At 33.8% G+C, this 15164-nt stretch carries 14 protein-coding genes and 1 tRNA gene; 6 read left to right on the top strand and 9 right to left on the bottom strand.

The genetic code is table 11. From position 1 onward, the window contains the following. Positions 1-9 precede the first annotated feature (9 nt). Positions 10-2868 (bottom strand): ATP-binding protein, encoded by a 2859-nt coding sequence (locus tag WAF17_RS02235; protein ID WP_338765714.1) that lies wholly within the window; start codon positions 2866-2868, stop codon positions 10-12. 151 nt (positions 2869-3019) lie between these two features. Between WAF17_RS02235 and WAF17_RS02240 the strand changes: the two genes are divergently transcribed. Further along, positions 3020-3376 (top strand): response regulator, encoded by a 357-nt coding sequence (locus WAF17_RS02240; RefSeq protein WP_338765718.1) that lies wholly within the window; start codon positions 3020-3022, stop codon positions 3374-3376. A gap of 59 nt (positions 3377-3435) precedes the next feature. Here WAF17_RS02240 and WAF17_RS02245 read toward each other — a convergent pair whose 3' ends face one another. From WAF17_RS02245 to WAF17_RS02270, 6 genes are all read right to left on the bottom strand, one after another. Continuing rightward, positions 3436-3630 (bottom strand): hypothetical protein, encoded by a 195-nt coding sequence (locus WAF17_RS02245; RefSeq protein ID WP_338765720.1) that lies wholly within the window; start codon positions 3628-3630, stop codon positions 3436-3438. Between the two features lie 81 nt (positions 3631-3711). Further along, complete coding sequence (locus WAF17_RS02250; protein ID WP_338765722.1) at positions 3712-5484, bottom strand: sodium:solute symporter family protein; 1773 nt, start codon at positions 5482-5484, stop codon at positions 3712-3714. 128 nt (positions 5485-5612) lie between these two features. Beyond that, positions 5613-5882 carry a DUF4212 domain-containing protein gene (locus tag WAF17_RS02255; RefSeq protein WP_338765724.1) on the bottom strand — a complete coding sequence of 90 codons (270 nt, stop codon included), beginning with the start codon at positions 5880-5882 and terminating at the stop codon, positions 5613-5615. Positions 5883-6018: 136 nt separating this feature from the next. Then, positions 6019-7335 (bottom strand): porin, encoded by a 1317-nt coding sequence (locus tag WAF17_RS02260; protein ID WP_338765726.1) that lies wholly within the window; start codon positions 7333-7335, stop codon positions 6019-6021. A 232-nt stretch (positions 7336-7567) separates the two neighbouring features. Further along, the gene (locus tag WAF17_RS02265; protein WP_338765728.1) at positions 7568-7927 is read right to left on the bottom strand and encodes a four helix bundle protein; all 360 of its coding nucleotides are present in this window, start codon (positions 7925-7927) and stop codon (positions 7568-7570) included. A 115-nt stretch (positions 7928-8042) separates the two neighbouring features. Then, positions 8043-8465 carry an IS1 family transposase gene (locus WAF17_RS02270; RefSeq protein WP_338765731.1) on the bottom strand — a complete coding sequence of 141 codons (423 nt, stop codon included), beginning with the start codon at positions 8463-8465 and terminating at the stop codon, positions 8043-8045. 293 nt (positions 8466-8758) lie between these two features. On the opposite strand from WAF17_RS02270, the gene acs reads away from it, so the two are divergent. Next, positions 8759-10654: an acetate--CoA ligase gene (gene acs / locus WAF17_RS02275; RefSeq protein WP_338765734.1), complete on the top strand. Its 1896-nt coding sequence runs from the start codon at positions 8759-8761 to the stop codon at positions 10652-10654. Positions 10655-10901: 247 nt separating this feature from the next. Here the strand turns inward: acs and WAF17_RS02280 are convergent, their stop codons facing one another. Together WAF17_RS02280 and WAF17_RS02285 are read right to left on the bottom strand one after the other, a co-directional pair. Further along, positions 10902-12608 carry a pyruvate dehydrogenase complex dihydrolipoamide acetyltransferase gene (locus WAF17_RS02280; protein ID WP_338765737.1) on the bottom strand — a complete coding sequence of 569 codons (1707 nt, stop codon included), beginning with the start codon at positions 12606-12608 and terminating at the stop codon, positions 10902-10904. A gap of 610 nt (positions 12609-13218) precedes the next feature. After that, on the bottom strand, positions 13219-13683 hold the full coding sequence (locus WAF17_RS02285) for a helix-turn-helix transcriptional regulator (RefSeq protein ID WP_338765740.1): 465 nt from the start codon (positions 13681-13683) through the stop codon (positions 13219-13221). A gap of 144 nt (positions 13684-13827) precedes the next feature. Here WAF17_RS02285 and WAF17_RS02290 point away from each other — a divergent pair, with 144 nt between their 5' ends. The 4 genes from WAF17_RS02290 (at position 13828) to WAF17_RS02305 (ending at position 15116) form a co-directional block, all read left to right on the top strand. Next, a complete protein-coding gene (locus WAF17_RS02290) occupies positions 13828-14082 on the top strand; it encodes a hypothetical protein (RefSeq protein ID WP_338765743.1) in 255 nt (84 codons plus the stop codon). A gap of 200 nt (positions 14083-14282) precedes the next feature. Then, positions 14283-14561, top strand: coding sequence for a hypothetical protein (locus tag WAF17_RS02295; protein WP_338765746.1), 279 nt, complete (start codon positions 14283-14285; stop codon positions 14559-14561). A gap of 167 nt (positions 14562-14728) precedes the next feature. Continuing rightward, a tRNA-Arg gene (locus tag WAF17_RS02300) sits at positions 14729-14799 on the top strand. A 47-nt stretch (positions 14800-14846) separates the two neighbouring features. After that, positions 14847-15116, top strand: a complete 270-nt coding sequence (locus WAF17_RS02305; protein ID WP_338765748.1) for a hypothetical protein — start codon at positions 14847-14849, stop codon at positions 15114-15116. The last annotated feature ends 48 nt before the right edge of the window (positions 15117-15164 follow it).

Below are 15164 nucleotides of genomic sequence, written 5' to 3' on the forward strand. Positions count from 1 at the left end.
AAAGTATAGCTATCTCATAAATCGAATACTAAATATAGTTCCTTCATTCTCATTGCTTTCTAACCAAATTTTGCCTTTTTTATCATTTACAGAATGAGCCTCTACAATTCGTTTGGCAATACTCAATCCCAAACCTGTTCCTTTTGGCTTTCGATTGTTCTTATCTCTAATTTGATGAAACTTCTCAAAAATAGAAATTTGATTTTCTTTTGAAATTCCTTTTCCATTGTCAATAATGTTTATTTGCCAAAAATCTTTTTCAATTCTTGTTTCAATTATGATTTTGTATAATAGATTCTTTCTACTTTCTGGAATTTCACTTTTATTAAATTTCATATGATTAATGGCATTCGAAACTAAATTAATAAGCACTTGTTCAATACGCTTTTCATCTGCCTGTACAATTAATTCTTTTTCATTATTTGTAAATGAAATTGCTAACTTTATATTTTTTTCTTCTGCTAATGGCTGCATAATCGTATAGCCCTTTTCTATTAGCTTCTTTAAATCAAATGCTTCAATTTCTAATGGAAATGAATTATTTTTGGAATGATTATCAAAACTTTCAATATCCAAAATTTCATTTATTAGAAGGCTAAGACGCTCACATTCATTTACTACATTTTCTAAAAAATTCTGCCTTTCATCTTCCTCTAAATCAGGGTTTTGATAGACAATTTCAGAAAGCGCACGGATTGCCGTAATAGGCGTTCGGAGTTCGTGGGTAACCGTAGAAATAAAATCATCTTTGATTCTGTCTTGTTCCTTTAATTTTTGATTAGATTCTTCTAATTCTTTTGTCAGTCGTCGTAATTCTGATGATTTTTGGCGTAGCTCTCTGTTAGTAGAAAGCACATCTTGAGACTCTTTTAAAATTGTAATTACTTCTTCCATTGCGACAGTTTCCTGTTCGTGCAATAACGAAGAAACCAAAATACGAGCAGAAACAGCACCCACTACATTAGAAAGCATACGTTCGGCAAGCGTCAGAAGACGAGAATCTGCTAAAACTATTTTTTCTTTATTTTGAGGTAAATCATTTTTCAAAACTTCCTCTTCTGTATTTGATTTTTGATAATTTTCTAATAAAAAAGTGGTTCGTTTTTCTCCCAAAAAGCTATTTAAAAGTTCTTTTACCTCTGAAAAATAGGCTTTTCCTTTCCATAAAACAGCACTTTCAAAACGATTAGAATATTTAAAAATATCTACAAAAATTTCGGCTTCGTTTCTTTCACTCGCAGGTTGAACACTCATTACAGAAACCAAAACATAACAAAATCCATTGAAAGAAAGCGACCAAAAGACACTTTGAGAAACAGCATCTAGTCCATTCATTCCAAAAAGTGCATTTGGATTTAATAATTGCAGAAAAACAGAATCAGAAATCCAAAACGTAGAAACATAACCGTTTTGAGCAAATGAGGGCAAAATAAGTGTATAACTCCAAACAACAAAACCTATAACAATTCCTACAAATGCACCTTTCTTAGTTCCCCTTTTCCAAAATATTCCCCCAAAAAAGGCAGGTGCTAGTTGTGCAATGGCAGCAAAAGAAACAATTCCAACAGAAACAAGAGAAGAAATCTCGCCCACTACTCTAAAATAAAAATACGCAAGAAAAAGAATAAGCAAAATCCCTAATCTTCTAAACCACTTTATTGAAGTAATCGCTTTTTGGTTCGGGTTTTTCCAATCAAAATCTGAAACCCAGTTGGGTAGTAATAAATTATTTGAAATCATTGTACTAAGAGCAGCCGTCGAAACAATAATCATACTCGTTGCAGCCGAAAAACCACCAATATAAGAAAGCAAAGCTACCCAAGGGGAATTTGAAGCCAAAGGCAAACTTAGCATAAACATATCTGCATTGATAGAAGTAGAACCTTCAAACCAAATCTTGCCTCCTAAAGCGATTGGCAATACCAAAAAATTAATAGCTAAAAGATAGAGCGCAAAAATCCACATAGACGGAATAATATGCTTTTCGTCTTCATTTTCTACGACCGAAACTTGAAACTGACGAGGCAAAAGAAAAATAGCCAAAGCAGACAAAAGCAAATACCAAAACCATTCACCACTACTTTTTTGATGCTGAATAATAGTAAGTTTTTCTAGGTCTGGATTCAGAGTTGTTTTCTCAAAAATATCAATCATTCCATCAAACATTCCGTAGATAATAAAGCAGCCAACAAGTAGAAACATAGAGAGTTTTATAACAGTCTCAAAGGCAATAGCAGCTATCATTCCCCTATTTTTGTTATCGCTTTGAAGGTTACGAGTCGTAAACAAAATCGTAAAAAAGCCAAGAAAAAGTGTTGCATAAAACGCTGTATCCGTAATCCATAAATTACTAAAAAAAAGAGTTTCTTGCGATTGTGTAAGTACATCAATACTCATCGAAATTGCCTTTATTTGTACAGAAATATAAGGTACAATTCCCAAGACACATAAAATGGTAATCAAACGACCTAACGCAACACTTTTTCCATAACGAGCCGAAATAAAATCTGCTAAAGTTGTGATTCCTTTTGCCTTACTGATTCGGATTATTTTACGAAGCACAAACCACCAAAGAGGAATCGTAAGCAAAACACCAATATAAGTAGTCAGAAATCCCAAACCAGAAGTTGCAGCCTGTCCGACACTTCCATAAAATGTCCAAGCTGTGCAATAAACACTCATAGAAAGCGCATAAATAAGTGGCTTGGTATAGTTATTTTTTGATGTTTGTTTTGGTGTTTGCTTTGATTTTTTCTTGCTTCTCTTTTTCCAAAAAAATACACTTTGGTATTCTGTCCAGTATGCTATACCAAACAAAATAGCCAAATAGCTGATAGAAATAAGAAATAGTAGAAATTCGGAATACAAATTGAGTTATAAATTATTAATTGTGAATGATGAATGAAATATAAATATAATCCTTATTTTGAGTTCTCAATGAACTTATAAGTATCTTTGAGAAATTCAATTTATAAAAATTCCCTTTAAGATAATTGTATTTACCAAATTTCCCTAAAAAATGAAACGTATTTTGATTGCCGACGATGAGCCAAATATTTTACTGTCTTTAGATTTTTTGATGCGAAAAAATGGCTATGAAGTTTTTATTGCACGAGATGGAAAAGAAGCCATAGAAATCATCAAAAATAAGAAACCACAAGCCGTAATTTTAGATATTATGATGCCTGAAATGGACGGTTACGAGGTTTGTCAGTTTATAAGAAATAATGATGAATTAAGAGATACAAAAGTAATTTTCCTGTCAGCCAAAACACAACCAGCAGATATTGAAAAAGGTCTGACAATGGCAGACTCGTATATTACAAAGCCTTTTTCTACAAAGGATATTGTGAAGGAAGTAAAGAGTTTGATATAAAAAAAGAAGAACCACCTCAAAAAGATAGTTCTTCATTAGTTTCCGACATTGAAATCGTTTCAGCGTTTCCAGTGATAAATAATAACTATCAAAAGAGTGACTGAAACAAACCACACACCAAATAGATAAAAGAAAGCTGTCGGTACTTTCCCTACCCATTTTACCTTGTTGAATATTCCCAATATCGGATAATTGAAAAGCACCAACATTAGTGTAGTCAAAATCAATAAATCTCTTATTAACAGGCGATTCATAAAACAAATGATTAGTGATAAATGGTAAATGATAAACGAAAAGTCATTTATCACTTACCATTTACAATTTATCGTTTTTCCTTAATGGTCTACGGCTTCCCCAGCACCACGAGGCAAACGAATATCCTCTACAATATCTTGTACTTCTTGTGGAGGTGCAGGCGTGAAGCTACTTATGACTACCGATACAATTACATTCAAGACCATTCCTAATGTTCCGATTCCTTCTGGAGAGATTCCGAAAAGCCAGTTTTCTGGAGTATTCATTTCTGGAGAAACAAATTTGAAATAAACGATGTAACCAATTGTGAAGGCAAGACCTACTACCATTCCTGCAATCGCTCCTTCTTTATTCATTCGTTTATAGAAAATTCCCATTACAATAACTGGAAAGAATGAAGCTGCTGCTAATCCGAAGGCAAAGGCGACTACTTCTGCTACAAAACCAGGAGGATAAATTCCAAAAAGTCCTGCTATCGTAACAGCTACGGCTGCTGCGATACGTGCAGCAACAAGTTCACCTTTTTCAGAGATATTTGGCATTACTACTTTTTTGAGTAAATCGTGAGAAACTGATGCAGAAATTACAAGTAAAAGCCCTGCAGCCGTAGAAAGTGCTGCTGCTAGTCCACCTGCTCCAATAAGTGCCACTACCCAGTTAGGAAGATTTGCAATTTCAGGATTGGCAAGTACCATAATATCTCTATCTATGTAGAGTTCATTTTTTGAAGAAGGGTCAGGGTTTGCTATTACTAATTCTCCGTGTTTTCCTTTTTGTCCTTCTACAAATTCAGGCTTACCTGTTACGGCTTTTCCTGCTACATACTGTATTTTTCCATCGTCATTTTTATCTACCCAACCTAAAAGACCTGTCTTCTCCCAGTTGCTTACCCATTCTGGCATTGCAGAATATTCTTTATTACTAACTGTTTCGATAAGATTTGTACGAGCAAAAGCAGCAAGAGCAGGCGCAGTAGTATAAAGCAGAGCAATAAAAATAAGCGCATAACCACCCGAAATACGAGCATCTTTTACACGAGGAACAGTAAAGAAACGAACAATTACGTGTGGAAGTCCTGCCGTTCCGACCATTAGCGCAGCCGTAATAAAGAAGACATCTATTGTACTTTTTGTGCCGTCCGTATAAGGTGTAAACCCTAATTCTTGATTGAGACCATCTAATTTATCCAACAAATAAACATCACTTCCAACTACTGTTCCTCCAAAACCTAATTGTGGAATTGGATTTCCTGTTACTTGTATAGAAATGAAAATTACAGGTACTAAGAAAGCAAACATCAAAACACAATATTGTGCTACTTGTGTATAAGTAATTCCTTTCATTCCACCCAAAACGGCATAGAAAAATACGATACACATTCCGATAACTACGCCCCATTCGACAGAAACCTCCAAGAAACGAGCAAACACAACGCCCACGCCACGCATCTGACCAGCCACATACGTAAACGAAACAAAAAGCGCACAAACAACAGCTACCAAACGAGCCGTATCTGAATAATATCTATCACCTACAAAATCAGGAACAGTAAATTTTCCAAATTTTCGTAAGTAAGGTGCAAGTACCAAAGCCAAAAGTACATACCCTCCTGTCCAGCCCATTAGATAAACCGAACCATCATATCCACTAAATGAAATAATCCCTGCCATAGAGATAAACGAAGCTGCCGACATCCAATCGGCTGCCGTTGCCATTCCGTTAGCGAGTGGCGAAACGCCTCCTCCAGCTACATAAAATTCTTTTGTCGAACCTGCTCTTGACCAAATCGCAATACCAATATAGAGAGCGAAAGTGATGCCTACAAGTATATATGTCCAAACTTGAATGCTCATAATAAATAAAGTTTTTTTGTGGTGTGTGTATTTATTTTTTAACCATCAACGAGACTTCGCCGTCGTTGAGGATTGTAATTAAAACCTCGTTGACGGCAACGCCTCAACGACGGTTAAGAGATAGTTTGTTATTTTTCATCTACATCAAATTCCTTATCTAGCTTGTTCATAAGCCAAACATAGACAAAAATCAAGATGACAAAAATGTAAATTGAGCCTTGTTGGGCAAACCAAAAACCTAGTTTGAAGCCTCCCATTCTGATGGTATTGAGTTCATCAACAAAAAGAATTCCTGCGCCATACGAAACAATGAACCAAATAGTCAGCAAAATACCGAGATAAGAAAGGTTTTTCTTCCAGTATTTGTCCATTAGTTTTTTCTGTGTGTTGTCTTTCATAATTTTATTAAATTGTGAGTGATGAATTATAAATGATGAATGAGTTGTGAATTATCAATATAGGAATGAAAATACGAAGTATGACATATAATTTGTATTCATTCATAATTAACCATTAATAATTCACAATTTGTGTTTACAACCAAATATGTGTTTGAAGAATAATTTCTCCTCTTGAAGTATCTAAATTTCCTGCTGCATAAACAGGACGTTGAGAATATTGAAGTGTAATTTTGGCATGATGTCCGTTGATGAAATAATTTGCGCCAAAATCAAATTGAGTAGAAGGGTCGTTTAAGGCTTCAAAATCTTTATAAGTTACGGCTGCAAAAGGCTGAAACTGTGTTCCGTTTTGGAATTTTTTGAACGCATAACCAGCTTGTGTATAAAAAATTGAACCTGTTCCGATGGTAGGTTGTGTATTTCCTCCGTTGCCAGAAATATTCATAATTCCTACATTACGCAAATAATTATCGCCAAAATCATAGCTATAAAAAGCTGAGTAAGCCGTTATTCCTCCACTTCCCAAAGGCATATCTAAGAAAGCATCTACTGCAAAAAGTGAAATATCATTCAGTTCTGCTTCTGACTGCCCTACCTGTTTCGTACCTGTTGCATCTGCATGATAATGAAAACCTGCACCAAGATTAAAAATTTTCTTTGCACCCATATATGTTCCTACAAAATACGGTAGTTTATTCGATTCTTTATCAAAAAACTGATAATTAAAATATCCTTGTATGGCTGTATTTTCATTCAAAACATTTCTTGCTATGCCATCATCTGGAAGTTCTTCGGCTAATCCATCTGCTGCAAAAGGCTTATTGAGTGCAATACGATAATCAAACTTTCCGATTTTTCCTTTTGCGTACATTCCCATCTGACGAGCAAATTGGTCTGTAAGTTCAATCGTTGCCCAGTTGAAAATAGGCGCATCTACTGCCAAAAAATTAAGTGTACTAGCGTTCGTCATTCTTGAAATTCCATTCCAATAATGAAGTCCTGCACCTAAGTAAAGTTCATCAGCAATTTTATATTCTGTCCAAGCATCGTGCATAAAAAGTTGAGGTTTTTTGCCGTTTGCTCCTGTAATCCCTCCATTTCTAAAAGTTTGATTATTGATACCAAAATGAGTCAGAATCAAAAAACGAGGCGAAACTTGTGCAAACATCAAGACACGAGAACGACGAAGACCAATATCAAATGTATTATCTGAAGGTTGTCCAGCAATATCTACACTATTAGGATTATTTTGAGTAGAGCGAACCCAAAACTGATGCCACGTCAGAAAACGAATATATTTATTTCCACTCTCATCTAGTTTCAGAGTAAGAGGTTTGTAAGAATGATCAACCTTTTCTTTTTCTTCTGTTTTTTCTTGAGCGAATAATTTTTGGCTAAAACAAATCAAAACCAAATAAAACGCAAGTAATTTTAAATTTAATAACTTCATTGTATGGCAGGTTTGTGTTTATGTGAAATTTTATTTTGTGTTTATTTCCTCAATGATACACACAAGCCGACCTAATTGTCAAATGGTGGGTTGTTTTCTGTTAATTTAATATAGTTATTTTTGAATTGTGAATTGTGAGTTATTAATTATGAATGGAAAACCATTACTTGAATTACAAATGATTAGTTGTGAATTGTGAACGAATACAAACTAGTATTTCGCTTGAAATTCATTATTTGTTTAAATTTATTTTTGTCGTCTTTATAATACTTGTGATAATACTCATTACTTCGTCTGCATCTTTGTAGATATTATCAAATTGTTGTTCTGTTAAATAATCCGTTTCTTTCAGTAATTCTAACCAGTAAAGAGTTTCGTTATTTTCCTTTTGAGCGATTGACATTTTATGTATAAAATCCTTTTTACTTTCAGCATGTACAGCTTCTCTTACCATTGCTCCTATACTTGTTCCACTTCTCAATAATTGCTTTGATAAAGTATATTCTTTCTTCTCTTTTTCTAAAAACTTATATAATTTGACTATTCTGACAGCTAAATTGAAACTTTTTTCTTTAACAGGATTAGATTGCATAATGAATAAAATTGTGAGTGATGAGTTGTGAATGATGAATGAATACAAATTACTAATTAATTCATAATTTCATTCGTGTTCATTCACAAATCACCATTAATAATTCACAATTTCATCATAGTCTTTCCCACTTGATTATCATAAACTTATCTCCCAAAGGCGTTATCAAAATACTAGAATCCTCTAAGGCATTTTTTTCGTCTAAAAACTCTAATAACTCATTGTGTTTTAATACTTTATAAGTAGGCCGATATTCTCTCATTTTGGGACGAGAAATTTTATATTCTTTTACCCAGTTCATTACCGATACATGACTTACTCCGATAATTCGCTCAATTTCTCTGTACGATAACCCCTCCAAGTAAAGCTGCAAAGCCTTGACTACATAATAGTTGTCAATGCGTTTTCCGTCTTTCTGAACAGTGAAGTAATAATTACAAGATTTACATAAAAAACGTTGTTTTTTTCGTATTGTGCCACTTTTTATAATCTGATTGCTTTGGCAACGTGGACAATCTGGAACTTTAAAAGTATTCATTTTTGATAAAAATTAATAAGAATTGTTGTGTGTTAGGTTTTATTATTCCATAATTTAATCAAAAAAAATAGCTATCTAAAATTTACTTTAGATAGCTATATCAATTTTGTATAACTATATCAATTTAGCAGAGTAATTTTTATAAAAATTAACAAAAACTATACTTTGCTAAAATACTATATTTTTTTAGGGAAACCGTTTTTATTTTTTTAGATTGAGGTATGAAAAGGTAGAATTAGTGAAATTTTACTTTTTCTAATATAATTACACACCTCAAAAAAATACACACAATCATGAGAATCAGAACTTTAGAAGATTATACAACAGCCTACCGAAAGAGCGTAGAAAACCCTGAAAGATTTTGGGAAGAAGTAGCACGTACATTTTCTTGGCATAAAGGCTGGGACAACGTTTTAGATTATAGTTTTGAAGACTATTCTGTAAAATGGTTTGAAGGAGCAAAATTCAATATTACTGAAAACTGTTTGGACAGACATTTACTCACAAAAGGTGATAAAGTAGCCTTAATATGGGAGCCCAACAGTCCAGATGATGACGAAATAGAATTTACATACAAGCAACTACATGAAAAAGTATGTCAGTTTGCCAATGTCTTAAAAAATAATGGCGTTGAGAAAGGTGATAGAGTGGTTTTGTATATGCCAATGATTCCAGAACTTGCGATTGGAGTATTGGCTTGTGCTAGAATTGGCGCAGTTCATTCGGTCGTTTTTGCAGGTTTTTCTTCTTCAGCTTTGGCAGATAGAATTAATGATGCACAAGCAAAAGTAGTTTTGAGTTCGGATGGGAATTTCAGAGGCACAAAAACTTTTGATGTTAAAAATGTAGTAGATGAAGCTCTTGAAAATTGTCCTTCTATCGAAAAACAAATCGTTTTGAAGAGAACAGAGTCAGAAATTACGATGAAAGAGGGCAGAGATATTTGGTGGAATGAAGAACTAGAAAAAGCCGACCCATTTTGTCCTGCTACAATTATTGATGCCGAAGACCCTTTATTTATTCTTTATACTTCGGGTTCGACAGGAAAACCAAAAGGTGTTGTTCATCACGCTGGGGGGTATATGGTTTACACAAAATACAGTTTTGAAAACGTTTTTCAGCTTCAGGATAATGATGTGTATTGGTGTACTGCTGATATTGGTTGGATTACTGGACATTCATACATTGTCTATGCACCTCTTTTAGCTGGTTCTACGACAATGATGTTTGAGGGTGTTCCAACATTTCCTGATGCTGGGCGTTTTTGGGAAATTGTAGATAAATATAAGGTTTCCATTTTTTATACTGCTCCGACGGCGATTCGTGCGCTACAAGCAAAAGGATTAGAACATGTGAATAAGCATAATTTATCTTCATTAAGAGTTTTGGGAACAGTAGGCGAACCGATAAATGAAGAAGCATGGGATTGGTATCATCAACATATTGGAAAGGGGAACTGTCCGATTGTAGATACATGGTGGCAGACTGAAACAGGTGGAATTATGATTTCAAATTTGGCAGGAGTTACTCCAAACAAACCAACTTGTGCAACACTTCCACTTCCTGGTATTCAGCCTGTTTTGTTAGATGCAGAAGGCAATGAACTAAAAGGAAATAATGTAGAAGGAAATTTATGTATCAAATACCCTTGGCCTTCTATTTTACGCACAACTTATGGAGACCACGAGCGTTGCAAAAACACTTATTTTTCTACCTATAAAGGTTATTATTTTACTGGCGACGGTTGTAAAAGAGACCACGATGGAATGTACAGAATTTTAGGGCGTGTAGATGATGTAATCAACGTTTCTGGTCATAGAATGGGAACGGCAGAAGTAGAAGATGCCATCAATCAGCACGAAGACGTAATAGAATCAGCAGTAGTAGGCTATCCCCATGAAATAAAGGGGCAGGGAATTTATGCTTTTGTTATTTGCGATGAAAATTCTGATAAATCAGCAGAAGACTTGAAAGCAGAAATTTTGAAAACTGTTTCTCAACATATTGGAGCGATTGCAAAACCAGAAAAAATACAAGTCGTTTCTGGACTTCCAAAAACTCGTTCTGGAAAGATTATGCGTAGAATTTTGAGGAAAGTAGCTGAAGGAGACGTTTCTAATCTTGGAGATACTTCTACTTTGGTCGATCCTTCTGTTGTAGATGAAATAAAAGAAGGTGCAGGGCTGTAATAAAAGTGGTAAAATTATTACACCTTACTTCTTTGCAAAACTTATGTCATAATTCGTATATTAGACCTTTACAACTAACCTACCACTCATAAAAAAAGCAACTTCTAAAAGAGGTTGCTTTTTTTGTTCCAACAATTAAAAAAGTAATAGAAATTACTAATTTAGAAGTTAGATGAGTAAAATATGTTTTGAGTTGCTTTATATAAAAAAAATAATCTTTGTAGTTATATCAAACACAAGTATATTTTTAAACTAACATTTTCAAAGGATTTTCCATAAACTCTTTCAAAGTCTGTAAAAATGCTGCACCAACAGCTCCATCAACAACTCTATGGTCGCATGACAAAGTCATTTTCATAATATTTCCAACTACAATTTCGCCTTCTTTCACGATAGGCTGTTGGGTAATTGCACCGACAGCTAAAATACAAGCATTTGGCGCATTGATAATTGCTGTAAACTCTTCAATTCCGAACATTCCCAGATTAGAAATCGTAAATGTACTTCCTTCCCAATCTGAAGGCTGTAATTTTTTATCTTTTGCCTTTCCTGCGTAATCTTTTACTTCAGTATTGATTTGAGAAAGTGTTTTCATCTCTGCAAAGCGAACCACAGGAACTAATAAACCTTCATCTACTGCCACAGCAACACCCATATGGACATTGTCATGATAACGAATAACATCGCCTTGCCAAGAAGCATTTATAGCTGGGTGTTTTTTGAGAGCCAAAGCTGTTGATTTGATTACAATATCATTAAATGAAATTTTTGTATCAGAAAGACCATTTAACATTTTACGTGTTTCGATGGCTTTATCCATATTTACAGCAATCGTTAGATAAAAGTGAGGAGCTGTAAATTTACTAGCAGAAAGGCTCTTTGCAATTGCCTTACGCATCTGCGAAACCTTCTCGTCTTGTGTTCCCTCTTGTGCAAAAGCTGGTGCTGATTTTTGAGCAGATTGGACATCAGATTGATTATCAGAAACTTGTTTTGTTTCTGCTTTAGTAGCTTTTTGAGGAGTAAAGTTCTCTATATCTTTTTTAGTAATTCTTCCATTCTCACCACTTCCTTCTATTTGATTGATATCATATCCATTTTCTTCTGCCATTTTTTTGGCTAAAGGAGATATAAAAATACGTCCTTCTGAGCTTTCATTAGAAGAACTAGAACTATCAGAATCGGAACTAGAAACTGATTTTGTTTCTTGTTTAGTTTTTGTTTGCTCTTCTTCCTCACTATCAGAATTAGAACTACTATCAGTATCTGAATTTTCAGCATCTAAAAGAGCTTGATAATCTGCTCCTTTTTCACCAATAACTGCGATGGGTGCATCAATAGGAACACTATCGCCTTCTTCAGCTGCTAAATATAAAACTTCGCCATCATCATAAATATCAAAATCCATTGTAGCCTTGTCTGTTTCTACTTCGGCAATGACATCTCCAGATTTGAGTTTGTCGCCTACTTTTACGAGCCAAGATGCCAAAACCCCCTCTTCCATAGTATCAGTCATTTTTCTCATACGAAGAACAACAGCATTGATAGAGGAAGTATCAATTTTTTTAGCAGAAGATTTTTCTTGCTTTGGCTGTTCTACTTCTTTTTTAGGCTCTTTTTGCATTTCTTTTTCGTCTGACTTTTCCTTACCTCCTTCTTGAGAAGATTCACTATTTGCTGTCCCAAATTTTGCTTTTAAGTCTGAAATATCTTCTCCCTTTTTGCCCAAAATCAAAACTGGGTCATTTACAGGAACTCCCTCTCCTTCACTAACGCCAATATATAAGACTTCGCCATCAACGAAACTTTCCCATTCCATGGTTGCTTTATCAGTTTCAATTTCAGCTAAAAGGTCGCCTGATTTTATTGTGTCACCTTCTTTTACGAGTATACTTGCTACAACGCCTTCTTCCATGGTATCAGTAAGGCGTGGCATAATAAGGATTTCAGCCATAAGAATATATTATTTTATGTGGTTTGCTTTTGTGTTTTATTTACTTGTGTGATTTCTAGTATTTTTTTGATTGAATTTCAAATTTCTTATTTAAAAGAATTAGTAAAAAGTGAAAATTCAATCCTTCTACTTCAAAGATAAGAATTTAATCTGTGAAGGCAATTTTAGCCTAAATTTTATTAGTGATTTTTTTGAGTATATCTGATGTACCATACTATTGGACATTTTGAGATAAATGCAGTCCTAAAGGGCAGCCTATCTTTATAAAACTAAAAACAGGCAAAATGCATTATTAAACAGTCTGCTCTATGAGACTGACCTATGCAGAAATATAAGAATGATAATTAAAAGAACACACAGTTATAAATAGTAACACTTTAGGGTACACAATCTAAGGGTATATAGTAATTTTTACACCTTTATCTTAGTTTAAATTTAGCAAAAAACACGCTTTAAAGCAAAAAAAAGGCATATACGGATGTATATGCCTTTAACATTGTGATTCCTTCAGGATAACAAAAATGGCTTATAAATAACGACAAAGGCGTTTTTGTAATACAGTAACCTATAATGTTACCAAGATACAAATACCTTTTAGGCAAGTAGGAAACTACTCTCCAAAATTCAAACTAAATAAGTTTAACTCTTCATTTGTAGGTAGTGTCGCTTTTTTACTACTTGCCTTACCCTTTCCCAGCTCAAGACCTTCTATTTTTAGGTCTTTGGTTATTAGATGCTCATACAAAGTATTTATTTTTTTACGTAACTCCGAAACTGTATCTTTTAGATTAGATATTTCTGCTTCTGCTTTTAAAGCTCTGTCTTTCCATTTGCTACTCTCTTTTTCTTCAAAAGTTGTATTTTTGTTTAGCATTTCTCCATTTCCACTAATTAACCATTCAGTATTAATCCCCTCGCTTTTTAGAAACATCAAATACTTTACATTGGGTTTGGCAGTCTTTCCTAATTCCATTTTACTTACAGAATTTTGACTAATACCTATTTTTATTGATGCTTCTGTTTGGGATAAGCCTAAAAATTCCCTTGCGTTTTTAAATCTAATTCCTTGATTCATAAGTATTTAGAGTTTTTTGAGTAAAAAAGTTTAATATTTTACTCTAAAAAGTTTTTTGTTTACAACTTTTAGAGTATATTTGCATTATAGATAATGATATTTACACAAAGTTACGCATAAGTAATGAAAAAAGTTTACTAATCAATGGAACAATCTCAAAAAACTAAAATAGCGACGATTAATGCGAAAGTAAATGCAGACTTAAAAGATGATTTTACACACGCCTTATTAGAGGAACATGTAGCTAGTCAGACTTATTTTTTTGAGTGGGCAATGCAATTAGCAATCGAACACCGTAAAGATTTTTTTGAATTTATGCGAAGCAAAAAACTATCTGATAAATATGTCCACCAAAAAATACCACAACTTAACACAGGAGCAGAAAGCTCAAATGTATGAGTTACAATGTGAATACGACAGTTATTCTAAGCAAATGAAAAAAGCCTTAAACGAGGGAGATACAGAAAAGTATGACTACTATGAAAATCTTAGAAGTCAGATACCTGCTAAAAAGCTAAAAGTCAAAAACTCTTAGTAATTCTATTCAATCAGAAAGACAAATTTTAATCATTCCAAAACCCAACTAAATACTCAAAATTATGTCAGACTTTAAGCCTCAAACGTCAGATTTCAAAGAAATGTACAATAAACTTGTTTTAGAAAACGCAAAATTGGTAGAACAAAACAGGGAACTGAAATATCAAGCAGACCTCAAAGATTATGCTATGGAAAAGGTAGCATTAGTAGAAATAGAGGTAGAAGAAACGGCTAAACAACGCAATGCTTATCGTCATAAAGCTCACAAGCTAGAATATGAAGTGTCTAATTTAAGAACAGAATTAGAGTTTGTGAAAAAAAAGTATGAAGCATCAAAATAGTGTTTGTATGTGCAAGAACAAATTTTTAAACTAAAAAGAAAGTATTTGTGTGCTTTAAGAAGGTAGAAATACTGTTTCTATTTTCTTTCAAGAAAAGCGATTGAACATTGTAATATGAGGATTTTCCTTGTCCTCTAAAAAGGAAATATTATAAAGTAAAATCGCCAGCTAGGTTAGTATAGTGGTCAGTACGCTGATAACGAAGTCAGTAGCAGGAGTTCGAGTCTCCTACCTAGTGCAAGAGAAAATTTTAATCATTCATAACCCAACTAAAATACTTGAATTATGGGAAAGGGAAATAAAATCAAAAAAGAAATACAGCGCAATGAAGACCACATGAATAATATCAAAACAATGATAACTGATTATTGCAATAAAGAAAATATCAGCTTAGTGGGTCATGTTGCAGCGATTGATAACAAACATCTTAAAAAAGGAAAACACGCTGCTTTAGTAGCTCATATTGGAGTTGGAAATATAAAAGCACTAAAGCCTTTGCAGATGGGATTATACGCTACTATTGGTTTACAGCTTGAGAAAGAATTAGAAGAGTAGTGTTTGTGCAACGATAAATCTAAGTGTAGGGAACAAACACTTAGTTGG

The organism is Bernardetia sp. ABR2-2B (genome assembly GCF_037126435.1).
In the GTDB taxonomy this organism is placed as follows: domain Bacteria; phylum Bacteroidota; class Bacteroidia; order Cytophagales; family Bernardetiaceae; genus Bernardetia.